A 23,097-nucleotide genomic window follows, 5' to 3' on the forward strand; every position below is an offset into this window, starting at 1 on the left:
ATGGATGCACACTATGATGCGGCTGCATGAAAAGCGCATGACATCTGCGCGGCAAAGCGTCGCCGTATGTGTCGTTAATCTGTGGGACTGGTAGAATCGCCGCCGGTTCACATGAGGTTTTTCCATGCACGATCCCCACACCGAACGCATGAGTGGCGCCGAAACCCGCGCAGCCAGCGGCCTGGCCCTGGTATTTGCGTTTCGCATGCTTGGCATGTTCATGGTCCTGCCAGTGCTGGCCACCTACGGCATGGACCTGGCGGGCGCCACCCCCGCGCTGATCGGTCTGGCCATCGGCGCCTACGGCCTGACCCAGGCCTTCCTGCAGATTCCGTTCGGCATCCTCTGCGACCGCATCGGGCGGCGCCCGGTGATCTATGGCGGGTTGATCGTCTTCGCCCTGGGCAGCCTGCTGGCCGCCCACGCCGACTCCATCTGGGGGGTGATCGCCGGGCGCATCCTGCAGGGCGCCGGCGCCATCTCCGCCGCCGTGATGGCGTTGCTGTCGGACCTGACCCGCGAGCAGCACCGGACCAAGGCCATGGCCATGATCGGCATGAGCATCGGAGTGTCGTTCGCCGTGGCCATGGTGGTCGGCCCGCTGCTGACCCGAGCCTTCGGCCTCTCCGGGCTGTTTCTGGCCACCGCCGGGCTGGCGTTGGTCGGCATCTTGCTGATCGCCTACGTGGTGCCGGTGGCCTCCGGGCCCTTGCAGCACCGCGAGTCGGGCGTGGCCAAGGGGGCCATGCTCGCCACCCTGCGCCACCCCGACCTGCTGCGCCTGGACCTGGGCATCTTCGTGCTGCATTCGGTGCTGATGGCCAGCTTCGTCGCGCTGCCGCTGGCGCTCGTCGAGCGCGCCGGCCTGCCCAAGGAGCAGCACTGGTGGGTGTACCTGACCGCGCTGCTGATTTCTTTTTTCGCAATGATTCCGTTCATCATCTACGGCGAAAAAAAGCGCAAGATGAAGCGCGTATTGATTGGCGCGGTGGCAACGCTGCTGCTCACCGAATTGTTCTTCTGGCAGTTTGGCGACTCGCTAAGAATGCTGGTTATAGGTACAGTGGTCTTCTTCATCGCGTTCAACCTGCTTGAAGCGTCGCTGCCCTCGCTGATCAGCAAGGTTTCGCCGGCAGGCGGCAAGGGCACGGCGATGGGGGTGTACTCCACCAGCCAGTTCCTGGGTTCGGCAATGGGCGGCATCCTGGGCGGCTGGCTGTTTGGCCATGGTGGGCTGAACATGGTGTTCATCGGCTGTGCGGTGCTGCTCGCACTCTGGCTGGCGATAGCTGTTACCATGCGCGAACCACCTTATGTAACAAGCCTGCGCATGCCGCTCTCGCCCGAGGCGAAGCGCGAAGCGGGCTTGGCCGAACGCCTCAAGGCCGTGCCGGGCGTAACGGATGCAGTGGTGGTGGCCGAAGAGGCCGCCATCTATATAAAACTGGACACTGAAATTTTGGACCGCACGTCGCTGGAGCGCCTGATCAACCCGGCCCCAGAGACCTGCGAAGCCTAGGAGAAGATTTATGGCCCGTGGGGTTAACAAAGTCATACTGGTCGGCACCTGTGGCCAGGATCCGGAAGTCCGTTACCTGCCCAATGGCAACGCGGTGACCAACCTGAGCCTGGCAACCAGCGAGCAATGGACCGACAAGCAGAGCGGCCAGAAGGTCGAGCGCACCGAATGGCACCGCGTGTCGATGTTCGGCAAGGTCGCGGAAATCGCCGGCGAATACCTGCGCAAAGGTTCGCAGGTGTACATCGAAGGCAAGCTGCAGACCCGTGAGTGGGAAAAGGACGGCATCAAGCGTTACACCACGGAAATCATCGTCGACATGCAGGGCACCATGCAGCTGCTCGGCGGCCGTCCTCAGGGCGACCAGAATGCGCAAGGCGGCGGTGGCAACAACTACCAGCAGTCGGCCCCGCGTCAGCAGGCCCCACGCCCGCAGTCGGCACCCCAGCAGTCCGCTCCGCAGCGCCCGGCTCCGCAACAGTCGGCCCCTCAGCCGGCGCCGGACTTTGACAGCTTTGATGATGATATTCCGTTCTGATACCTAGCTTTTCTGAGCTGTAAACATGTGAAGCGAAGCCGTTGATTTGGCTTCGCTTTTTTGTTTACCGCACTACCGGCAAGCGTGTATGCAATATACTTTTCCATATACGCAAGGATTGGATGAGCGATTGATGAAGCTGTCGAAGGCGCAAAAGCAACGGGCTATCGAGTAGATGCACGACCTAATGTTACGACTTCCACTGGCCGAGGAAGCAGATCGCATAGATCAGTGCTGGACTGCAGCGGAAGACACCATTGATTCGTACATCACTGCAGCGGAGTCGCGAGCTTCTGATTTACCGCCTAGTGAGCAGCTGGGGGGAGGCCTGTTTCAACCTTATTTCCCTAGTCGATCTGATTCGAGATGACGACAACATTCGGCTTGTCTCCGAGCTGCTGACGCCTGAGTTCGGCGTCGAGTTGTTCGGCATGTTACCGAGGGTCAAGCGTCTCAGGGATGCGGCAATGGCGAAGCTGGAAGAGCTGGCCGAGCAGCAATCCAGGACAAAGGACGAAAGCCCATCCACCAAGTTTGATCTGTTTTAGCTAACGAACGTCCACCAGGTCTCCTGATGGTTAAATCAGTGGAAATGCCGGCCAGCATGGTAGCAACGTTCATATGCCGAAAAGATGGCGAGGGAACCCAGCTTCGCTAGGGAAGCCCATAGCGGCGAAGGTGCATCCAGGGATTGCCGGTTTGGAATCGATCAGGCGTGCGATTTCACGGATCCACTGACTTCCAGGCTCGATTCGTTGAAGTAGCAGCCAGATTACGGCGATAAGCCCGTATAAGCGCTTTAACGCATTTGCATCCAGGTTTAGGGCTTGGAAATAAGGGCTCTGTTGCGGTAGAGCAATGGGGTTGCTCGACGATTGGTTCCAGATCCGGGTGTGATGGGCACACCGGTTGCGGAGGGTGTTCAGCTCCTTGAGCCAGCTGATGAATGCTCTGACATCTGTAAGGCCCAGCCTGGCAAGGACCCAGCCCTGAGGCTTGGCTTTGAGGAGTTGATAGTAGATGGACAGGGTTCCGAAATCCCATGCTTCGACAGCAACCCAAAATGGCACAGAGCGATTCTTTAACCGATGAGAGTTGAAGTACTCCTCTTTGCATTCATCCTGTTTCTTTTGCTGACGAGCCGTCCAGCTGTCCCATTTGCTCATGCTGAAACCAGGATTGATGACAGTCCACTTAGGTTCGATGAAGGTCACCGAGGTATATGCCATTTCGCCGTTACGGCCCAGCTCGTGAGCTACGACGGTCTTGAGATGGACCTCGATCGACTCGATTGCATCAAGCATGAGCAAGCGGAGCGCTTTATCAAATCTGTAAAGCTCAACGGCCTTGTCGAATCGAGTTCTAGGCTGGAAATCTTCCATCCGAACTGGCTTTCTGGTCTGAGGGCAGATGAGCTTGTTACCTGCGTCATCACGGGCGAATCTGCGGGCTGGGTACCAGAAACCGCTCAAACGGTAATAACCAAGGCGGGCGATTTCACGCTTGGTTGCGTCGACGTCGAGAATTTCCATGCCGCGAGCGGTCAGTAGCGTGACCAGGTCAGCGTAGGCTAGGAAAGGCTTCGGAGGGATGGGCTGGTTCAACTTCCATGTTCCAGAAACAAGAAGGCCTGACCGTAATGCCGGTCAAGCCGGCAACATAGGATCAGGCGCTGTTGAGATAATGTTGCCTGCAGTTGACAGGGGTGTCAACCAGATCCGACGGCCTGTTCTGCCGCAGAAATCCTGATTGCCCGGGCGGGTGTAAGCGCGGCTATGTGTCGTCGAGGATGGCCAGGCCTGACAATCCCGATCCGGGCGCATGAAGCGAACCAGGGCCTGAGTCAGAAAAAATGTATACAACCCATGCCTAAAATCCTGTGTGGTTTACGTTTTTTCGGAAACAATTACGTTTCTGGCTTCTAGGGCCTTGATCCTCAAAGAAATCTGCGTTGTTGACAGTATTCTGGTGAGTAGAACCGTTCTAATTCCTACTGGTTCAGCTGGAACCTGCAATGGCAGCAATGACCGCCGGTCGGATGCAGTTACGCTTTGATTTGGCTTCGCTTTGCCTGGCAGATTGATCAAATTGATCAACCAGTAGGACCGTGTTAGCGTTGACCCCAAGAATAGCCCCCACGCCTCGGGCGGGACTTGTCCCGTACTGCGCACCAGGGGGTTAGTTATTTCTGGCCCCCCACATGCCCCGCAGGATGCTCTGGCATGCCGCAAGCGCCCCTCTATTTCCTCAAGCCTGCGAAGCCACCCAACGCTCTGCTGCGCCACCACGCCGGCCCTGCCGCCTGTATGGACGGTCCTCGAGGCGATGACCATAGGCCAGCTTTCGCGCCTGTTCAGTGATCTGCACCTGCATCATCGCAAAACTGTAGCGGCCAAATTCGGCTACAACGAGTCCGTGTTGGTGACTTGGCTGAAAAGCCTGACCATCCTTCGGAATGTCTGCGCCCACCATGGCAGGCTGTGGAATGCTTCGATTACCGCAGATGCGCTCAAATACGCCAAGGCTAAACAAGTGCTGCAAGTCTTGGCTGTGTTTATAGTTTTTGGACAGATGACACGTGCCTCACGCCATTCAGTGCTGAACAGCTTGTTCGAGTGATTCACGGTGGCCTTTGCCGGTGTCTTCCAACAGGGACTTGGTGCCGACTACGGACCCGCACAACCGAGTCGTCCAGACCTCACCCGCTTTGTGATATAAATAGTCGTTTAACCCGATTGGATCTGCCGACTCTATGCGAATGCGCCTTATGCTTTTGGGCGGTGGCAATGCCTTGGGCCAAGCGCTGATTCGCCTCGGTGCGGAAGAAGACATTGGCTTTCTGGCCCCGCGCCCGCCGGAAAACGGCTGGGACGCGCCAAGCCTGACCCAACTGCTGGACGACACCCGCCCAGACGCCGTGATCAACCTGGCGTATTACTTCGACTGGTTCCAGGCGCAGAGCGTCGCTGCCGAGCGCCTGGCGCTGCAGGAGCGCGCCGTGGAGCGCCTCGCCGAGCTGTGCCAGCACCACGAAATGATCCTTGTGCAGCCCTCCAGCTACCGTGTGTTCGACGGTTTGCGGGCCACCGCCTACAGCGAAAAGGACCAGCCGGTACCCCTGGGTGTGCGGGGTCAGGCCTTGTGGCGCATGGAAAACAGCGTGCGCGCCACCAGCCCCAAACACGTGCTGATCCGCTTCGGCTGGCTGCTGGATGACAGCGTCGACGGCCTGCTCGGACGCTTTCTGCAGCGCGCGGAAACCCCGCAGGAAATTCTCCTGGCCGACGATCGCCGGGGTAACCCGACGCCGGTGGACGATGCCGCGCGGGTGATCATTTCGGTGCTCAAGCAGCTCGATTGCGACGCGCCGTTGTGGGGGACCTACCACTACGCCGGCAACGAGGCGACCACCCCGCTGGCGCTGGGCCAGGCAATTCTCAGCGAGGCGGCCAACCTGCATCCGCTGGCGGTCGAGGCGCCTGCGGCGCAAGCGCACGCGGCCAGCCCGGACGCCGCCGAAGAGCCGCAGCATGCGGTGCTCGCCTGCAAGAAAATCCTTCATACCTTCGGTATCAAGCCGCGTGCCTGGCGCGCCGGCTTGCCGAGCCTACTCGACAGATATTATCGCCATGGCTGACGCCCCCGTTCTCATCACCGGCGGCGCCGGTTTCATCGGTTCGCACCTGGCGGACGCCTTGCTCGCCAAAGGCTACGCCGTGCGCGTGCTCGACGACCTGTCGACCGGCAAGCGCGAAAACCTCGCCCTCGACCACCCTGGCCTGCAGCTGATCGTCGGCGACGTTGCCGACGCGGCGCTGGTGGCCCGCGCGGTCGAGGGCTGCCAGGCGGTGGTGCACCTGGCGGCCGTGGCCTCGGTGCAGGCCTCGGTAGACGACCCGGTGAAGACCCACCAGAGCAATTTCATCGGCACCCTGAACGTCTGCGAGGCCATGCGCCTGGCCGGGGTCAAGCGCGTGCTGTTCGCCTCCAGCGCGGCGGTGTACGGCAACAACGGCGAGGGCCAGGCCATCGGCGAGGACATCGCCAAGGCGCCGCTGACCCCCTATGCCTCGGACAAGCTGGCCAGCGAGTACTACCTGGACTTCTACCGCCGCTCGCACCGCCTGGAGCCGGTGCTGTTTCGCTTCTTCAACATCTACGGGCCGCGCCAGGATCCGTCCTCGCCCTACTCCGGGGTGATCAGCATTTTCTGCGAGCGCGCCCAGCAAGGCCTGCCCATCACCTTGTTCGGCGACGGCGAGCAGACCCGCGACTTCTTCTATGTCGGCGACCTGGCCGACCTGCTGCTGCAGGCGCTGGAGAAACCCTCGGTGGAAGAGGGCGCGGTGAACGTCGGGCTCAACCAGGTGACCAGCCTGAACCAGCTGCTGGGCGCCCTGCACGGGGTGCTGGGCAGCCTGCCGGAAATCAATTATCAGGATGCCCGCGCCGGCGACATCCGCCACTCCCGCGCCGACAACCGCCGGTTGCTGCAGCGCTACACACTGGGTGCCACCACGCCGCTGGCCGAAGGCCTGAGCAGGCTGCTGGCCGGCTAACGGCTGTTGACCCCGGCCCAATGCCTGGCGCCGACGAAGATGAAGCGCAACTGTTGGGTAATTTTCACTTGCGGTGACAGGTGGCGGGGCAGGGGCTGATCGGGCGGGTCGATCAGTTCCGGCAGGGTCGCGAACACGCTCTTGACCACCAGGTCGGCGAGCACCGCCAGCGCCTGCTCATCCAGATGCTGCCAGCGCGGCATCAATGCCATGTCGGCCGCCAGGTCCGAGCTGATGGCGTCGCGCAGGCTGCCCAGGGCCTGGCGCACCGGCCGCGAGCCGCCGTACTGCTCGCGGGCGAGGAACAGGAACTGTGCCCGATTGGCCGCCACCCCTTGCAGAAAGATGCGCACCGAGGCTTCGGTAAGGCCGCCGCGTTCGAACTCGTTCTGCCGCACCAGGCGGATGGTCTCGCGAAAGGCCTGGCCCACCTCGCTGACCAGCGCCAGGCCCAGCTGGTCCATATCGGCGAAATGCCGGTAGAAGCCGGTGGGCACGATCCCCGCCGCTTTCGCCACTTCCCGCAGGCTGATGCTGCCAAAACCACGGCCGGACGCCATCAATTGCCGGGCGGCATCGAGGAGGGCGTGGCGGGTCTGCTGCTTCTGTTCGGCGCGGGGGAGCATGGCGAGGGGACTTTCTTGGTCGGCAGCTCGGGACTTTAGCAAATCCGTCGGCTGGGCGTCGAACGGGGGAGTGAATCATCGTCGCGCTGCAGACAGACAAAAGCCCGGTTCGAGGCGAACCGGGCTTTTTTCAGGGCACTCATGAATCAGCTGTCGTGTTGGGCGCGAACATAATCCGAACCGTCCTGGGCCAGGCGATCGAGGGTGCGATCCGAACCATCTTGGGACAGGCGTTCGAGGGTGCGATCCGAACCGTCCTGAGCGACACGGTTGAGGGTGCGGTCGGAGCCTTCCTGAGTGAAGCGATCCTGTTTGATCACGTGGTCCGAACCGCCTTCAGCCAACATGTTGTGGGTCTGGGCGACCGGCATGGCGAAAGCGTTGGCGGCCAGGGCCGAGAAAGCGAGGGAAAGCAGAATTTGGCGTTTCATGATATTGGCGCTCCTTGGGAGGGCAGCAAAGTGGGTACAGGAGCAATGCTACTCTTGAAAATTCGATACAAAAGTTCATAAAGCTAATGGTAACAATCGATGAAAATGATATTCATGAAAAAGCCCGGTAAATCAGGGGCTTGCGATGGGTGTTTTTGCACCGAAAACGTGAGTTCAATCTTTTCAGTGCACTGGCAGCGGGCGCGGTACGGGCTGTGCACCGGTTGCAGATGGCCTGTCGTGGGCGGCGTTTCGATGAAATCCTTCATGAAACCTGCTGGGCAGAGGCCTGCAATTGCATCGGCTGGGCATAAAAGGTTAAACCCAACGGCCTTTTGCCAGTCCTAGTCTCATGTGGGGAGCTGCACCATCCCCGAGGCCCGCTGTAACAGGAGCACCGTGCATGACGCGCCCACGCAAGATTCTGCTGTGGATATTGGCCATTTTCCTGGTCTTGATCGCTGTACTGGTCGTGGTGATCGCCACGTTCGATTGGAACCGGGTCAAGCCGACCCTCAATGCCAAGGTCTCGGAGGCGCTGCATCGGCCTTTCGCTATCAATGGCAACCTCGCCGTGCAATGGCAGCGCGAACCGGATGAAGGCGGCTGGCGCGCCTGGGTGCCGTGGCCGCATTTCGAGGCCGATGACATCACCCTGGGCAACCCCGACTGGTCGAAGAACCCGCAGATGGTCGGCCTCAAGCACATTGAATTTCGTCTGTCGCCGCTGCCGCTACTGGTCGAGCACGTGGTCATCCCGCGCATCGACCTCACCGAGCCGAGTGCCAATCTCGAGCGCCTCAAGGACGGTCGCGCCAACTGGGTGTTCGACTTCGGTCCGAAAGACCCCAATGCCGAACCGTCCAAATGGGTGATGGACATCGGCGCGATCAAATTTGACAAGGGCCACGTCACCTACAGCGATCAGACGCTGCAGGCGCAAATGGACGTGCTCATCGACCCCCTCGGCAAACCCATCCCCTTCAGCGACATCGTCGGCAGCGGCGCGGCGAAGAAGGTCAGCGATGGCGGCGGCACCGCCCAGGATTACGCGTTCGGTCTCAAGGTCAAGGGCCGCTACAAGGACCAACCCGTCGACGGCACCGGCAAGATCGGCGGCCTGCTGGCGTTGCAGGATGCGAGCAAGCCTTTCCCGGTGCAGGTGGATATCGCCATCGGCGATACCCACGCCGCTGTAGCAGGCACCCTGACCGATCCTAAGAATCTCGGCGCGCTGGACTTGCGCCTGCGCCTGAGCGGCACCAGCCTGGGCAATCTGTACCCGCTGACGGGGGTCACGCTGCCCGACTCGCCGGCATATGAAACCGACGGCCATCTGCAGGCCAAGCTGCATGACCCGGCGGGCGCCACGTTCAGCTACCAGGGCTTCAACGGCAAGATCGGCGATAGCGATATACACGGCGACCTCAGCTTCGTCGCCGGCCAGCCGCGGCCCAAGCTGAGCGGCAAGCTGGTCTCCGAACAGCTGCTGTTCAAGGACCTGGCGCCGCTCATCGGTGCCGATTCCAACGATGCGCAAAAAGCCCGTGGCGGGGCCAGCAAGCAGCCGCAGGGCAAAGTGCTGCCGGTCGAGCAGTTCAAGACCGACCGGTGGCGGGCCATGGATGCCGACGTCGAATTCACCGGCAAGCGCATCGTGCACAGCGACAAGCTGCCCTTGAGCGACCTGTACACCCACGTCGTGCTGGATGATGGCCGCCTCAAGCTCGAGCCGCTGCGCTTCGGCGTGGCCGGTGGCAAACTCGACACCCAGATCGACCTCAATGGCCGCGATACGCCCTTGCAGGGCTCCGCGCGCCTGACGGCCCGTGGCTTCAAGCTCAAGGAGCTGTTCCCGGGCTTCGCGCCCATGAGCACCAGCTTCGGCGAGCTCAATGGCGATGCCGACATCACCGGCACCGGCAACTCGGTGGCGGCCCTGCTGGGCACGGCCAACGGCAACCTGAAGATGATCGTCAACGACGGCGCGGTGAGCCGCAGCCTGATGGAGATCGCCGGCCTCAACGTGGGCAACTATGTGGTGGACAAGCTGTTCGGCGAGAAGGAAGTGAAGATCAACTGCGCGGCGGCCGACCTGGGCATCAAGGACGGCCTGGCCACCACCCGCCTGTTCGTGTTCGACACCGAGAACGCGATCATCTATATCAACGGCACCACCAACTTCAAGGATGAGCAGCTGGACCTGAAGATTACCCCGGAGTCCAAAGGCTTTCGGGTGTTCTCGCTGCGCTCGCCTTTGTATGTGCGTGGCCCGTTCGCCAAGCCCGGTGCCGGGGTGCAAGCGGTGCCTTTGGCGTTGCGTGGCGCTGGCATGGTGGCCTTGGGTGTAGTGGCTGGCCCGGCTGCCGGCTTGCTGGCGTTGATTGCCCCCAGCGGCGGCGAGCCCAACCAGTGCACGCCATTGCTGCAACAGATGCGCGAAGGCAAGGCGCCGAAGACCGTACCCGGTGCCTGAGCTCGGTTCTTAACCTATAGATAACTACTCCTCATAGTCAGCGCACACAAAAAAGCCAAGGCATGAAAACCTTGGCTTTTTTACAGCGCAGAGCGGGTTACAGGTCTTTCAAGATATCCGCCATATCATCGGCGTGCTCTTCTTCCTGGGCCAGGATGTCCTCGAACAGGCGGCGGGTGGTCGGGTCTTTCTCGCCGATGTACTGCACGATCTCGCGATAGCTGTCGATGGCGATACGCTCGGCCACCAGGTCTTCGTAGACCATTTCCTTGAGGGTCGAGCCAGCCACGTATTGAGCGTGGGAGTTCTTGCTCAGGTTGTCCGGGTTGAAATCCGGCTCGCCGCCCAGCTGCATGATGCGCTCGGCCAGGCGGTCGGCGTGTTCGGCTTCCTGGGCCGCATGCTCGGCGAATTCGCCGGCTGCGACGCTGGCCTTGAGGCCGGAGGCCATGAAGTAGTGGCGCTTGTAGCGCAGCACGCACACCAGCTCGGTCGCCAGCGACGAATTGAGCAGGCGCAGGATCTCTTCGCGGTCGCCCATGTAGCCTTCGGTGACGGCGCCGTTATCTACGTTGGTCCGCGCTCTCTCGCGCAGGGTGTTCACATCGGTCAGCTGTACATTGATCATCATCGTCTCCAGGCTTACGGTTGGCCGTCTCGCTCTCTATGCGCTCGGCAGGAGCACGCGGCGTGATCGGTACACAGGTGTGAGTGGCGGCCGGCCGAAAAAGTTTTACTCGGCTCTGGCCGCACCGCTCACCGGCCTCACATGGCCTTTTCGTTGGCCTTGCGCTGGTCGCAGGTCATGAAGCCCTTGCTGGCGACGTGGCCCGAGCTGTCGAAGCTGACGTAGTAAGGCTGCTGATGGCCGTCGCGGTTGAGGATGTAATTGTTGCAGGTGCCCGCCGAGGAGTTGGCAGTACCGTTGACCACGGTCGAAGGCGTACCGCCGATGGCGATCACTTGCTGCATGGTCATGCCGGTTTCGACCTGCTTGACCAGTGGCTCGTTGCGATAGGTGACGAAGTCCACCGGGTTTTCCGGTGTGGACGAGCAACCGGCTACCGAAGCCAGGACGAAAAGTGCCGCGAGGGATTGTTTGATCATGATGTCACTCCGTTGAATTAACCTGATGGGCAATAGCTGCGGGCTATATACGCTTATGAGTGCTCTTTGATTGCGGTAGTTCTATAGGCGTTGCCAGATGCTTCTGGCTCCCGAAAAAAGTGTAAGAAAGGTTGTCTACACTCATGGGCGTACCGTGCTTCCGCGCATGGCCCCAAGGAGCGACGTCATGAAGATGATTCACCTGCCATTGCTGCTGGTCACCGCGCTGTTCTGCGCGCAAGGCTTCGCGGCCACCGACCAACAGAACAAGATGACCAGCTGCAACGCCGACGCCACCGCGAAAAGCCTCAAGGGCGATGACCGCAAGGCCTACATGAGCAGTTGCCTTAAGGCCACCCCGGCTGGCACCCCGCAACAGCAGAAGATGAAAACCTGTAATGCCAGCGCCAGCAGCCAGTCACTCAAGGGCGACGCGCGCAAGACCTTCATGAGCAGCTGTTTGAAGAAAAGCTGAACCAGGCCGATAGTTGAAGGAGTCGGCCACCCACTGGTTCTGCCAGGGGAAGGGTGGCAGACTGCCCATCCTTCCCCGCTGTTCGTGCTTGAGGCTGTATGCCCATCTTTTCCCCCCGCCAGATATTGATCGCCAGCTGGATTCTGCTGTTCGGTGGTTTGCTGCTCGTCATTCCGTTGCGCCTGCTGCCGAGCCTGCTGGCCGGCCTGCTGGTCTACGAGCTGGTGGACATGCTGACGCCCAAGCTGCAGCGGCTGATCTCCGGGCGCCGCGCGCGCTGGCTGGCGGTGGCGCTGCTGGGCACGCTGGTGGTGAGTGTGCTGGCGCTGATCTTCGCCGGCGCCATCAGCTTCCTGTTGCACGAAGCGGAAAACCCCGGCGCCTCGCTGGACAAGTTCATGGGCGTGGTGGACCGCGCCCGCGGGCAGTTGCCGCCCTTCATCGATGCTTACCTGCCGGCCAGCGCCGCTGAATTCCAGGTGGCCATCAGCGCCTGGCTGAGCAAGCACCTGAGCGAATTGCAGCTGGTGGGCAAGGACGCCGCGCACATGTTCGTCACCCTGCTGATCGGCATGGTGCTGGGGGCGATCATCGCCTTGCAGCGGGTCTCCGACGAACTACGTCGCAAGCCGCTGGCAGCGGCCCTGTTCGACCGTCTTGGGCTGCTGGTGAGGGCCTTTCGCAACATCGTCTTCGCGCAGATCAAGATTGCCGCGCTGAACACCTTTTTCACCGCGATCTTCCTGGCCGTGATCCTGCCGCTGTGCGGCATCAAGCTGCCGCTGACCAAGACCCTGATCGTGCTGACGTTCCTGCTCGGCCTGCTGCCGGTGATCGGCAATCTGATGTCCAACACCCTGATCACCATCGTCGGCCTGTCGTTGTCGATCTGGGTGGCGGTGGCGGCGCTGGGATATCTGATCGTCATCCACAAAGTGGAGTACTTCCTCAACGCACGCATCGTCGGCGGGCAGATCAGCGCCAAGTCATGGGAGTTGCTCCTGGCAATGCTGATTTTCGAAGCGGCCTTCGGCCTGCCGGGGGTGGTGGCAGGGCCGGTTTACTATGCGTACCTGAAGAGCGAGTTGCGCGAGCAGGGGCTGGTTTGATGGGGCAGGGGGCTATACCCCCTCCCATCAAGCGCTATACGCCGTAGCGCTTGCGTGCTTCGATCGCCAGGCCGGCGCCGATGCTGCCGAAGATATTGCCTTCCACGTGCCGCGCATTCGGCAGCATCGCCCCGACGCCCTGGCGCAACGCCGGAATGCCGCTGGAGCCGCCGGTGAAGAACACCGTGTCGACCTGCTCCACGCGTACGCCGGCATCGCCGAGCAGTTGCGTGACGCTGCCGCGCACCCGCTCGAGCAGCGCCTCGATGGCCGCGTCGAACAAGGCGCGGGTCAGCTTCACGCTGAGTTCCGGCTCAATTCGATCCAGCGCCACCAGGCGGCTTTCAGCGTGGGTCAGCTGGATCTTGGTTTCTTCCACTTCCATGGCCAGCCAGTGCCCGGCGCGCTGCTCGATCAACTTGAACAGACGGTCGATGCCGTCGGTGTCCTGGATGTCGTAGCGCATGCTGCCCAGGGCCAATTGGGACTTTTGCGAGTACACCGAGTTGATGGTATGCCAGGTGGCCAGGTTCATGTGATGGCTGGTGGGCATGAAGGCGCCGCTCTTCATGCGGCTGCCGTAGCCGAACAGCGGCATCACCCCTTGCAGGCTCAGCTGTTTGTCGAAGTCGGTGCCGCCGATGTGCACACCGCCGGTGGCCAGGATGTCGCTCTCGCGGTCAGCCACATCGCGGCGCTCGGGTGCCAGGCGCACCAGCGAAAAGTCCGAGGTACCCCCGCCGATGTCGACGATCAGCACCAGTTCTTCGCGCTCGAGCGTCGACTCGTAGTCAAAGGCCGCGGCGATCGGCTCGTACTGGAAGGAGACTTCCTTGAAGCCGATGTTGCGCGCAACCTCTTCCAGGGTGTCCTGGGCTTCCTGGTCGGCAGCGGCGTCGTCGTCGACGAAATGCACCGGCCGCCCCAGCACCACTTCATCGAAAGGTCGCCCGGCATTGGCCTCGGCGCGCTTCTTGAGCTCGCCGATGAACATGCCCAGCAAGTCCTTGAATGGCAGCGCAGTGCCCAGCACGCTGGTGTCATGCTTGATCAGCTTGCTGCCCAGCAGGCTCTTGAGCGAGCGCATCAGGCGGCCTTCGTAGCCTTCGAGGTATTCGTGCAGGGCCAGGCGGCCATACACCGGGCGGCGCTCCTCGATGTTGAAAAACACCACGGACGGCAGGGTGATCTTGCCGTCCTCCAGCGCGATCAGCGACTCCTCGCCTGGCCGATGCCAGCCGACGGTGGAGTTGGAAGTACCGAAGTCGATGCCGCAGGCGCGGGCCGCAGATGCGTTTTTCATGTGTTTCGCGGTTCTATGTAAAAACGGTCGCGCAGTGTATGCCAGTTGCGCGCAGAATCAAGGCCGACCATCGCTTGGCCAGGTGGCTTGAAAGCCCGGGCAAGGGCCCCCATCTACAGATTAAACTTGCACCGCGCCTGCCCGTCTCACGCTTTGAGGGGGGCGGGGCGCACTCGCTACCAGCATTGGTGAGACCCGGATGGACTTCAAAGACTACTACAAGATTTTGGGCGTGGAGCCGACGGCGGACGACAAGACCATCAAGTCGGCCTTTCGCAAGCTCGCGCGCAAATATCACCCCGATGTCAGCAAGGAAAAAGACGCCGAGGCCCGCTTCAAGGAGGCCAACGAGGCGTACGAAGCGCTGAGCAGCCCAGAGAAACGCGCCGAATACGACGAGCTGCGCAAATACGGCCAGCACGGTCGGCCGTTCCAGGGCCCGCCCGGCTGGCAGGGCCGCGGTGGCGCCGGTGCCGGCCCGGGCGGCGAGAACGTCGATTTTTCCGACTTCTTCAGTTCCATCTTCGGCCAGGGCGGGCGGGGTAACGGCAACCCCTTCGGGCGCGGCGGCCAGCAGCGCGCTGCGCCGCGCAAAGGCCAGGACGTGGAAATGACCCTGGCGGTGTTTCTTGAGGAGACGCTGTCGGGCGAGTCCAAGCAGGTCAGCTTCCGCGTGCCGGGCGCCGAAGGCGGCGAGACGCGTACCCTCAACGTGAAGATTCCGGCGGGGGTCAACGACGGTGAGCGCATTCGCCTCAAGGGCCAGGGCGCACCGGGCAGCGCCGGTGGCCCGGCGGGTGATCTGTTTCTGACCATCAAGCTGGCGCCGCACCCGCATTTCGTGGTCGAGGGCCATGACCTGGTGATCGACGTGCCGCTGGCGCCCTGGGAGCTGGCGCTGGGTGCCAAGGTGGCGGTGCCGACCCTCACCGGGCGCATCAACCTCACCGTGCGCCCCGGCAGCCAGAACGGCCAGCGCCTGCGGGTCAAGGCCAATGGCCTGGCCAACAAGCAGGGCGAGCGCGGCGACCTGTACGCGCAGCTCAAGGTGGTGATGCCGTCGCGGGTCGACGAGACCACCAACGCCCTGTGGGAAAAGCTGGCCCGCGAAGCCGAGTTCGACCCGCGCGCCAACTGGCTGCGTTGAGGTCGGCGCTCAGTCGAGCATCTCGTAGGCGCGCTGCACGCCCAGTTCCAGCCTGACGTCGCCTTGCACTTGAACGGTTCCGGACAGTTCGCCGCTGTCCAGGGTCAACTTGGCGGCTTCGTCATTGAGCAGGTCTCTCACGCGCAGGTGCGCAGCGCCGGTCAGCTCGGCCAGGCCAAGCTCGCCGGCGACGCTCGAAGCGCGGATGTCCTGGGTCAGGGCAATCCACTTCTCCCGGGGCGCCCCGGCGCGCTGGGCGTTGATGCGCTGCATCGCATAGAACAGGCGCATGCGCCGGGCCAGTCCCGGCTGCGCCGGCAGGCCGTCGCTGGCCAGGCTGGCCGCACAGTCCAGCGCCTGCAGGCGAATGCCGTGGCGGCGCGCTTCCTTGAGCAGGCGCTGATGGCTGTAGTATTCGTGCTGGTCGAGCAGCAATTGCGCGCGTATCTGCCTGAAGCGACGAGTGAGCTGGAGCGGCATGTCGCCGGTCAGCCAGAAGTGGTCCAGTGCCGGCTGATGCAGGTCCTTGAGCAGATGCTCGACGTAGAGGGTTCTCACGCCGGCGGCCTTGAGCCTGGCCATATAGTCGATCAGCAGGCGTTTGCCGCCAAGGCCGCTGCGAGTTTCGCTGATCACCAGGGCGTCGCCGCTGGCGAAGAAGATATCGAAGAACTCGCGGGCGCTGGTGTCGGCGTCCAGCGCGGTAATCTTCCAGCGGCCGATGGCCGGCGGGTCCAGGAAGAAATCGCTGCCTTGTTGCGCCAACTGCTGGCGCAGGCCTCGCAGTTGCTCGCGGGCGGCCAGCAGCGGGCTGCCGTCACCCAGCGCCGAGCTCATCAGCTCGGCGCCGTTGCGGCCTACCAGTTGTTCGATGAAGTTGTCGTAGCGGGCCGACGTGTTGAACGCGTTGAGTTCGACGCTCAGGCGGTGGGCCTCGAGGACGGGCACATCGACCGGCTGCAAAGGGATGCCTTCTTCCACCTCGAGTTCGACATGGGGCTCCCAGCGCCCGCGCCAGTTGCGCACCACTGGCCAGGCGCCAGCCAGGCGTTGCGGCTCGAGGGGGTCGACCACCACCCACTGCTCGATGCCCTCGACGAAACTCACCTGGTAGGTATGGCCCTGCATGGCGATGTAGCGGTGCTGCGAGTCGAACACATGGACCCCGGCATTGCGCCCGTTGCCCAGCGATGCGGCGTCCAGTTCGAGGTCGACGGCCATGGCCTGCAGCAGCGGATTGTCGGCCACGGCGGTTTCCCCGGCCGCCACCGAGGCGTCGTTGGCGAGCACCGGCTCGTCGAGGTCGGCGAAGGCTCGTGCGGCAGTGCTCTGGTGGGCGTATAGCTGGACGCCATCGAGCAGCAGCAACACGGCATCGGTCAGCGCGGCGTGCCACGCCTGGTGGCGTTCGGCGCGGTCGACGCCATGCACCGCCAGGGCCATGTGCCCGCCCAGGCTCAGGGCAGTGGAGGCTGCCGCGAGCAGGGCGACTTGCGGCGCCAGTGGCGCCAGCCCCGAAGTGATGCGGGTGAAGGCGGCGAGGTCCACCAGCCACAGGCGCTTGCGCAGGTCGCGATTGTCGAATACGGCCCTCACCTCGCCTTGCAGACGCTCCAGCATGCGGTTGAACAGGTAGCTGAAGACATCGCTCTTGACCTCTTTGCTGTGACTCTGCAAATGCGTTTGCGTGGGCGACCAGGCCGTAGCCCGCAGCGCATCGAGCGTGGCGTGAAAGGCCTTGCGCTGGTCGCGTGCGGTTTCGTCCATGGCGTGCGGATCGACGAAATGGGTGATCAGGTGCCGTCGTGACTCGGCATCGGCGGCTTCCTCGCGCAGCCAGTCATAGGCTTCCTGCAGTCCCTGGAAGACCATGTACCAGCCGTCGGCGGCATACAGAATGTGCAGGCCATCGCTATTGCGGATGAAGAGCATGTCGACCGCCGTCAAGGCTCCCAGGGTGAACGTACGCACCTCGGCGTACTGGCGCAGCGTGTTGCTGTTGCGCAGGTCCTGAAGATTGAACGGAAAGCGGGTCGGCCCCCAGAGTGTATTGACCAGCAGCTTGAACACGTCCGTGCTCAGCGGCCCGTATTTGCTGCGCGCGGACCAGGCGCTGGTGATGAAGGCGGCCTTGAGCAACACGCGGCCGTTCTCCGCCTCCTGCTCGCGAAAGGTCGCCAGGCGCGCCAGGTAAGTGCCCTTGAAATCCAGGGCCCAGAAGTCGTTGAGCACGTCCACCACCGACATCGCCACCTGGTTCTGCTGGTCGTATGAACCGGCCTCGGGCCCGGCCTGGTAGAACCCGGTCATCTGGTCCAGATCGATGGCGTTGACTTCGTCGCGTACCGCGAAGCGCTTGATCACCAGGTCCGTCAGGGTCACCGACTGCTGCGGCGGGCCGCGGTGTTCTCGGCCATTGAAGGACTGCTGATTGCTCTGCGCGTTGTCGAAGGCGTGCCACCACACCTGGTCCGGGTCGAGGGTCTGCCCCGTGTGCTTCTTGATCAGCAGCGCCGCTTGCTCGCGGGCAAACTCACGCAGGTCGGGGATGGCGGCGCTGTATTGCGCGCCGATGGTATTGAGGGATTGGCCAAAGGTCTGATGCGGCATGGTCAAGGCTCGGTCGTCTAGAGGGACGACCAAGCTAGGGCAGCACTGGAGGGTGCTGGATGTAGATAGTTAGCGGGCGCGGTCAGAACAGGAAATAGCGCTGCGCCATCGGCAGCACTTCTGCCGGCTCGCACCACAGCAGCACGCCATCGGCCTTGACCTGATAGGTCTGCGGGTCGACTTCGATGTCCGGCAGCGCGCCGTTGTGAATCAGGTCGGTCTTCTGCACGCTGCGACAGCCCTTGACCACGGCGATCTGCTTTTGCAGGCCGAGGTTGGCTGGCACCCCGGCATCGAACGCGGCCTGGCTGATGAAGGTCAGGCTGGTGGCGTGCAGGGCGCTGCCATAGCTGGCGAACATCGGCCGGTAGTGCACCGGTTGCGGGGTCGGAATCGAGGCGTTGGCATCGCCCATCAGGCTGGCCGCAATCGCTCCGCCCTTGAGAATCAGGGTCGGCTTGACCCCAAAGAAGGCCGGGCGCCAGAGTACCAGGTCAGCCCACTTGCCGACTTCCACCGAGCCTACCTCATGGCTGATACCGTGGGTGATGGCCGGGTTGATGGTGTACTTGGCGATGTAGCGCTTGACCCGGAAGTTGTCGTTGCCGGGGCCGTCGCCTTCCAGTGCGCCGCGCTGCTTTTTCATCTTGTCGGCGGTCTGCCAGGTGCGCAGCACCACTTCGCCGACGCGGCCCATGGCCTGGCTGTCGGAGCTGAGCATGGAGAAGGCACCGAGGTCGTGGAGAATGTCCTCTGCGGCGATGGTCTCGCGGCGGATGCGACTCTCGGCGAACGCCACGTCCTCGGCGATGCTCGGGTCCAGGTGGTGGCAGACCATGAGCATGTCCAGGTGCTCGTCGATGGTGTTGCGGGTGAACGGCCGGGTCGGGTTGGTCGAACTCGGCAACACGTTGTTGAAGCCGCAGGCCTTGATGATGTCCGGCGCATGGCCGCCACCGGCACCCTCGGTGTGGTAGGTGTGGATGGTGCGGCCCTTGAAGGCGGCCAGGGTGGTTTCGACGAAGCCCGATTCGTTGAGGGTGTCGGTGTGGATGGCCACCTGCACGTCGTACTGGTCGGCCACGCTCAGGCAGTTGTCGATGGCCGCAGGCGTGGTGCCCCAGTCTTCGTGCAGCTTGAGGCCGATGGCGCCGGCCTTGATCTGCTCCACCAGCGGCTCCGGCAGGCTGACGTTGCCCTTGCCGGTAAAGCCGATGTTCATCGGGAAGCTGTCGGCGGCCTGCAGCATGCGCGCCATGTGCCAGGGCCCGGGGGTGACCGTGGTGGCGTTGGTGCCGGTGGCCGGGCCGGTGCCGCCACCGATCATGGTAGTGACGCCGCTCATCAGCGCTTCTTCGATCTGCTGCGGGCAGATGAAGTGGATGTGCGTGTCGACGCCGCCGGCCGTAAGGATCATCCCCTCGCCAGCGATGACCTCGGTGCTGGCGCCGATGGCGATGCCCACATCAGGCTGGATGTCCGGGTTGCCGGCCTTGCCGATGGCGTGGATGCGGCCGTTCTTGAGGCCGACGTCGGCCTTGACGATGCCCCAGTGGTCGATGATCAGCGCGTTGGTGATCAGCGTGTCGACCACTTCGGCGGCCAGCAGCTGACTCTGGCCCATGCCGTCCCGGATGACCTTGCCGCCGCCGAACTTGACCTCTTCGCCGTAGGTGGTGAAGTCCTTCTCGACCTCGATCCACAGCTCGGTGTCGGCCAGGCGCACCTTGTCGCCGACGGTGGGGCCGAACATGTCGGCGTAGGCTTGTCTGGAGATTTTCATTGGCTAATTCCTTTTGCACAGCTTGCAGCTTGCAGCTGGCAGCTGAAGGCTGGTTTTCAAAGCTCGCCCATGACCCGCCCGGCGAAGCCGAACACCCGGCGCAGGCCGGCCAGTTCGACCAGCTCGACCTCGCGGCTCTGCCCCGGCTCGAAGCGCACCGCAGTGCCGGCCGGAATGTTCAGGCGCATGCCGTGGCTTAGCGCACGGTCGAAGGTCAGGGCGTCGTTGGTTTCGAAGAAGTGATAGTGCGAGCCCACCTGGATCGGCCGGTCGCCGCTGTTGGCAACGGTGATGGCCTGGGTGCGGCGGCCGACGTTGAGCTCGATGTCGCCGGGCTGGATCTGGTATTGGCCAGGAATCATGCTGGTTGCCCCAATGTCTTGAAGTAAATGGCGGTCGGCTTGTAGCCGCCGTGTGGCGACGCGCAGTAATCGGGCAGCTCGCCCACGCGGGTGTAGTGCAGGGACTGATAGAAAGCTTCGGCTGCCGAGCCCGCCTCGGTGTCCAGGTACAGCAAGCCGCGCTGGTGCTGGCGCGCAGCGTGTTCGAGGGCCTGCATCAACTGCTGGCCCAGGCCCCGGCGACGGGCACTGGAATGCACCAGCAGCTTTTGCACCTCGGCGCGATTGAGCCCGTTGGGCTTCAGGCACAGCGCCAACTGCACGCTGGCCACCACCTCTTCGTCGCGCACCACCACCCACAGCAGCAGGCTGCCGGCGTCCAGCCCATGGCGCACGTCCTCGAAATAACGGCTGGCCTGGGCGTCATCCAAGTCGGCCATGAAGCCGACGCTGGCGCCATCGGCCACCGCGTCGCGCAGCAGGGCGATCAGCCCGAGGCGATAGTGGGCGAAGCTTTCGGTGTTGACGCGGCGCAGCTGGGCGGGGTTCATCGCGGTCTACTCCTGGTGCGCGGCGGGCGGCTGGGGGCTGCTGTCGAGCAGCAGTTGCATGAAGGTCAGGTCCAGCCAGCGGCCGAACTTCACCCCGACCTGCGGCATCTGCCCGCTGACGGTGAAGCCCAGGCGCTCGTGCAGGCGCACCGAGGCAGCGTTGCCGCTCTCGATGGCCGCCATCATGACGTGCTTGCCCCCTTCGCGGGCGCGCTCGATCAGCGCCTGCATCAGCATCGGGCCCAGGCCGCGGCCGCGCTGGTCGTGGCGCACGTACACCGAGTGTTCGACGGTGTAGCGATAACCTTCGAAGGCCCGCCAGTCGCCATAGGAGGCGTAGCCGAGCACGCCTTGTTCGTCAGCCACCACCAGGATGGGGTAGAGCTGGGCGCGGCGGCCCTCGTACCAGGCCTGGCGGTTGGCCAGGTCGACCTGTTTGTCGTTCCAGATCGAGGTGGTGTTGAGCACCGCGTCGTTGTAGATGTCGCGAATCGCTGGCAGGTCTTCGGGTTGCGCATCGCGCAGAGTCAAAGTCATGGTGCGGCCTCAGGCGATGGGTTGGTGCACAGTGACCAGCTTGGTGCCGTCGGGGAAGGTCGCTTCCACCTGGATCTCGGCGATCATCTCCGGCACGCCCTCCATCACTTGTTCGCGGCCGAGCAGGGTGGTGCCGTAGTGCATCAGTTCGGCCACGGTCTGGCCGTCGCGGGCGCCTTCGAGCAGCGCGGCGGAGATCAACGCCATGGCTTCCGGGTAATTGAGCTTCAGGCCTCGGGCCAGGCGGCGTTCGGCCACCAGCCCGGCGGTGAAGATCAGCATCTTGTCTTTTTCGCGTGGAGTCAGGTCCATGGGGTGCAGCTTCCAGTTCAGAAAAGGGTAAGGGGGCAGCGGCTCACGTCGCCCAGATGCGCGGGGCGACGGCAGCGCGGCCTAGCAGCGCGGGACGCAGCAGTTGCCACAGGCCGAGCAGCCACTCGCGGGCGTGCAACGCCTCGCTGGCCAGGCAGCGCGCGACCAGCAGGCCGGGCAACTGGCTGAGGTCGCCGCGAACCCGATTGGGCAATTCGCGGCAGCGTTGCAACAAGTCTTCGGTAATCTCTCCGGTGATCAACAGCGTAGCGAAAACCGGCTGGCCAGCCAGGCCGATGGGCGAGTCGAGCAAGCCGTCGCCACCGTTGACGCGCTGGCGCTCGTGCCAGAGCAACTGGCCGTCGCGCACAATCTCCAGGCGCGACTGGAAATGCCCATCGGCAAAGCGCTCGTCTGCCGCCGGGCGACCCAGGGCGACCACGTCCCAATACAGCAGGCGCGCGTCACCCTGCAATTGGATGCGGGTACTCAGCTCGGCCTGGGCCGCGCTGTAGACGATGGTTTCCTGAGGCAGCCACTCCAGCGTGGCGCCGGCGGCCACCTGCAGGTTCAGCTGCTGATAGGCCGGGCCGGCGGCGCGATACCACTTGGCCGCGCCGGGGCTGGTCAGCTGCGCCCAGGCGCCGGCGCCGACGCTGACGTCGATGTCCAGCCGGTCGCCGCCGGCAATTCCGCCGGGGGGGTGCACGATAATGTGCTGGCAGACTTGCGGACCCTCGCCGTACAGATGCTTCTGCACCCGCAGCGGGCCCTTGTGGCGGCGCTGGACTGGCCGCGTGCAGTCGCCGAAGCGGGCATAGGCCAGTTCCAGCTCAGCATGCCAGCTGGGCGTGAATACGGCGGTATTGGCAGGCAGATTCATGAGGTCATCGCAACAATCGGGCTCGGGCAGTTTAAATGGTGACCAGGCCGCGTACACCCTCGGCCTCCATGTTTTCGCCGCGCCCTTGCTGGACGATCTCGCCACGCGACATCACCAGGTACTGGTCGGCCAGTTCGGCGGCGAAATCGTAGAACTGCTCGACCAGCAGGATCGCCATGTCGCCACGAGCGGCAAGCTTCTTGATCACTGCGCCGATCTCCTTGATCACCGACGGTTGGATACCCTCGGTCGGCTCGTCGAGAATCAGCAGGCGCGGGCGGCTGGCCAGGGCCCGGCCGATCGCCAGTTGCTGCTGCTGGCCGCCGGATAAGTCGCCACCGCGGCGGTGCTTCATCTGCAGCAGCACCGGGAACAACTCATAGATGAAGGCCGGCACCACCTTGGCTTCGGCGCCGGGAAAGCGCGACAGGCCCATCAGCAGGTTCTCTTCCACCGTCAGGCGTCCGAAGATCTCCCGGCCCTGTGGCACGTAGGCGATCCCGGCGTGCACGCGCTGGTGCGGCTTGAAGCCGGTGATGGCCTTGCCGTCCCAGTTGACGTTGCCTTCCTTGGCCGGAATCAGGCCCATCAGGCACTTGAGCAGGGTGGTCTTGCCGACGCCGTTGCGCCCCAGCAGGCAGGTGACTTCGCCGATCTGCACGTCGAAGGACAGGCCGCGCAGGATGTGGCTGCCGCCGTAGTATTGGTGAAGCTTGTGCACTTGCAGCATTGCCGCGCTCCTATCGAACCAGCCAAACGAAACCCACTACCAAACAAAACCCAACGCCAG

25 protein-coding genes are annotated in these 23,097 nt (G+C 63.2%); 10 read left to right on the forward strand and 15 right to left on the reverse strand.

Annotated features, from left to right (window positions below; all coding sequences use genetic code 11):
- The first annotated feature begins 124 nt into the window (after positions 1-124).
- The 3 genes from SFA35_RS03385 to SFA35_RS03395 all read left to right on the forward strand — a co-directional run bounded on the left by SFA35_RS03385 (position 125) and on the right by SFA35_RS03395 (position 2,605).
- Positions 125-1,519 (forward strand): MFS transporter, encoded by a 1,395-nt coding sequence (locus SFA35_RS03385; RefSeq protein WP_320575199.1) that lies wholly within the window; start codon positions 125-127, stop codon positions 1,517-1,519.
- Between the two features lie 10 nt (positions 1,520-1,529).
- Positions 1,530-2,057: a single-stranded DNA-binding protein gene (locus SFA35_RS03390; RefSeq protein ID WP_320575201.1), complete on the forward strand. Its 528-nt coding sequence runs from the start codon at positions 1,530-1,532 to the stop codon at positions 2,055-2,057.
- A 257-nt stretch (positions 2,058-2,314) separates the two neighbouring features.
- The gene (locus SFA35_RS03395) at positions 2,315-2,605 is read left to right on the forward strand and encodes a hypothetical protein (RefSeq protein WP_320575203.1); all 291 of its coding nucleotides are present in this window, start codon (positions 2,315-2,317) and stop codon (positions 2,603-2,605) included.
- A 69-nt stretch (positions 2,606-2,674) separates the two neighbouring features.
- Here SFA35_RS03395 and SFA35_RS03400 read toward each other — a convergent pair whose 3' ends face one another.
- Entirely contained in the window at positions 2,675-3,661 is a 987-nt protein-coding gene (locus SFA35_RS03400) for an Abi family protein (protein WP_320575205.1), read from the reverse strand.
- A gap of 721 nt (positions 3,662-4,382) precedes the next feature.
- Here SFA35_RS03400 and SFA35_RS03405 point away from each other — a divergent pair.
- From SFA35_RS03405 to SFA35_RS03415, 3 genes are all read left to right on the forward strand, one after another.
- Complete coding sequence (locus tag SFA35_RS03405) at positions 4,383-4,676, forward strand: Abi family protein (protein WP_320575207.1); 294 nt, start codon at positions 4,383-4,385, stop codon at positions 4,674-4,676.
- Between the two features lie 133 nt (positions 4,677-4,809).
- Complete coding sequence (locus SFA35_RS03410) at positions 4,810-5,694, forward strand: sugar nucleotide-binding protein (protein WP_320575209.1); 885 nt, start codon at positions 4,810-4,812, stop codon at positions 5,692-5,694.
- Complete coding sequence (locus SFA35_RS03415) at positions 5,687-6,616, forward strand: NAD-dependent epimerase/dehydratase family protein (RefSeq protein ID WP_320575211.1); 930 nt, start codon at positions 5,687-5,689, stop codon at positions 6,614-6,616. The genes SFA35_RS03410 and SFA35_RS03415 overlap by 8 nt, the downstream gene beginning before the upstream one ends.
- On the opposite strand, the gene SFA35_RS03420 is transcribed toward SFA35_RS03415, so the two are convergent.
- The 3 genes from SFA35_RS03420 to SFA35_RS03430 form a co-directional block, all read right to left on the reverse strand.
- Positions 6,613-7,242 (reverse strand): TetR family transcriptional regulator, encoded by a 630-nt coding sequence (locus SFA35_RS03420; protein WP_320575213.1) that lies wholly within the window; start codon positions 7,240-7,242, stop codon positions 6,613-6,615. The genes SFA35_RS03415 and SFA35_RS03420 overlap by 4 nt on opposite strands.
- Positions 7,243-7,388: 146 nt before the next feature.
- Positions 7,389-7,673: a hypothetical protein gene (locus SFA35_RS03425; RefSeq protein ID WP_320575215.1), complete on the reverse strand. Its 285-nt coding sequence runs from the start codon at positions 7,671-7,673 to the stop codon at positions 7,389-7,391.
- A gap of 83 nt (positions 7,674-7,756) precedes the next feature.
- Positions 7,757-7,942, reverse strand: a complete 186-nt coding sequence (locus SFA35_RS03430; protein ID WP_320575217.1) for a hypothetical protein — start codon at positions 7,940-7,942, stop codon at positions 7,757-7,759.
- 134 nt (positions 7,943-8,076) lie between these two features.
- On the opposite strand from SFA35_RS03430, the gene SFA35_RS03435 reads away from it, so the two are divergent.
- Positions 8,077-10,149 (forward strand): AsmA family protein, encoded by a 2,073-nt coding sequence (locus SFA35_RS03435; RefSeq protein ID WP_320575219.1) that lies wholly within the window; start codon positions 8,077-8,079, stop codon positions 10,147-10,149.
- Between the two features lie 97 nt (positions 10,150-10,246).
- On the opposite strand, the gene SFA35_RS03440 is transcribed toward SFA35_RS03435, so the two are convergent.
- Together SFA35_RS03440 and osmE are read right to left on the reverse strand one after the other, a co-directional pair.
- Positions 10,247-10,777 carry a ferritin-like domain-containing protein gene (locus SFA35_RS03440; RefSeq protein ID WP_320575222.1) on the reverse strand — a complete coding sequence of 177 codons (531 nt, stop codon included), beginning with the start codon at positions 10,775-10,777 and terminating at the stop codon, positions 10,247-10,249.
- A gap of 137 nt (positions 10,778-10,914) precedes the next feature.
- On the reverse strand, positions 10,915-11,256 hold the full coding sequence (gene osmE / locus SFA35_RS03445) for an osmotically-inducible lipoprotein OsmE (RefSeq protein WP_320575224.1): 342 nt from the start codon (positions 11,254-11,256) through the stop codon (positions 10,915-10,917).
- 187 nt (positions 11,257-11,443) lie between these two features.
- Here osmE and SFA35_RS03450 point away from each other — a divergent pair, with 187 nt between their 5' ends.
- Both SFA35_RS03450 and SFA35_RS03455 read left to right on the forward strand, forming a co-directional pair.
- The gene (locus tag SFA35_RS03450; protein WP_320575226.1) at positions 11,444-11,731 is read left to right on the forward strand and encodes a PsiF family protein; all 288 of its coding nucleotides are present in this window, start codon (positions 11,444-11,446) and stop codon (positions 11,729-11,731) included.
- A gap of 98 nt (positions 11,732-11,829) precedes the next feature.
- Positions 11,830-12,840, forward strand: coding sequence for an AI-2E family transporter (locus SFA35_RS03455; protein ID WP_320575228.1), 1,011 nt, complete (start codon positions 11,830-11,832; stop codon positions 12,838-12,840).
- 34 nt (positions 12,841-12,874) lie between these two features.
- On the opposite strand, the gene SFA35_RS03460 is transcribed toward SFA35_RS03455, so the two are convergent.
- Positions 12,875-14,143: an Hsp70 family protein gene (locus SFA35_RS03460; RefSeq protein ID WP_320575230.1), complete on the reverse strand. Its 1,269-nt coding sequence runs from the start codon at positions 14,141-14,143 to the stop codon at positions 12,875-12,877.
- 199 nt (positions 14,144-14,342) lie between these two features.
- Here SFA35_RS03460 and SFA35_RS03465 point away from each other — a divergent pair, with 199 nt between their 5' ends.
- Complete coding sequence (locus tag SFA35_RS03465) at positions 14,343-15,290, forward strand: DnaJ C-terminal domain-containing protein (protein ID WP_320575232.1); 948 nt, start codon at positions 14,343-14,345, stop codon at positions 15,288-15,290.
- A 9-nt stretch (positions 15,291-15,299) separates the two neighbouring features.
- Here the strand turns inward: SFA35_RS03465 and SFA35_RS03470 are convergent, their stop codons facing one another.
- The 8 genes from SFA35_RS03470 to urtE form a co-directional block, all read right to left on the reverse strand.
- Positions 15,300-17,900 (reverse strand): membrane-targeted effector domain-containing toxin, encoded by a 2,601-nt coding sequence (locus tag SFA35_RS03470; protein ID WP_320575234.1) that lies wholly within the window; start codon positions 17,898-17,900, stop codon positions 15,300-15,302.
- An 82-nt stretch (positions 17,901-17,982) separates the two neighbouring features.
- The gene (gene ureC / locus SFA35_RS03475) at positions 17,983-19,683 is read right to left on the reverse strand and encodes an urease subunit alpha (RefSeq protein WP_320575235.1); all 1,701 of its coding nucleotides are present in this window, start codon (positions 19,681-19,683) and stop codon (positions 17,983-17,985) included.
- A 56-nt stretch (positions 19,684-19,739) separates the two neighbouring features.
- Entirely contained in the window at positions 19,740-20,045 is a 306-nt protein-coding gene (locus SFA35_RS03480; protein WP_320575237.1) for an urease subunit beta, read from the reverse strand.
- The gene (locus tag SFA35_RS03485; protein ID WP_320575239.1) at positions 20,042-20,575 is read right to left on the reverse strand and encodes a GNAT family N-acetyltransferase; all 534 of its coding nucleotides are present in this window, start codon (positions 20,573-20,575) and stop codon (positions 20,042-20,044) included. The genes SFA35_RS03480 and SFA35_RS03485 overlap by 4 nt, the downstream gene beginning before the upstream one ends.
- Before the next feature lie 6 nt (positions 20,576-20,581).
- Positions 20,582-21,112 carry an N-acetyltransferase family protein gene (locus tag SFA35_RS03490; RefSeq protein WP_320575241.1) on the reverse strand — a complete coding sequence of 177 codons (531 nt, stop codon included), beginning with the start codon at positions 21,110-21,112 and terminating at the stop codon, positions 20,582-20,584.
- A 9-nt stretch (positions 21,113-21,121) separates the two neighbouring features.
- Positions 21,122-21,424, reverse strand: a complete 303-nt coding sequence (locus SFA35_RS03495) for an urease subunit gamma (RefSeq protein WP_320575242.1) — start codon at positions 21,422-21,424, stop codon at positions 21,122-21,124.
- Positions 21,425-21,467: 43 nt separating this feature from the next.
- A complete protein-coding gene (locus SFA35_RS03500; RefSeq protein WP_320575243.1) occupies positions 21,468-22,307 on the reverse strand; it encodes an urease accessory protein UreD in 840 nt (279 codons plus the stop codon).
- Positions 22,308-22,338: 31 nt separating this feature from the next.
- Positions 22,339-23,037: an urea ABC transporter ATP-binding subunit UrtE gene (gene urtE, locus SFA35_RS03505; RefSeq protein WP_320575244.1), complete on the reverse strand. Its 699-nt coding sequence runs from the start codon at positions 23,035-23,037 to the stop codon at positions 22,339-22,341.
- Between the last annotated feature and the right edge of the window lie 60 nt (positions 23,038-23,097).

The organism is Pseudomonas sp. HR96, assembly GCF_034059295.1.
GTDB lineage: Bacteria > Pseudomonadota > Gammaproteobacteria > Pseudomonadales > Pseudomonadaceae > Aquipseudomonas.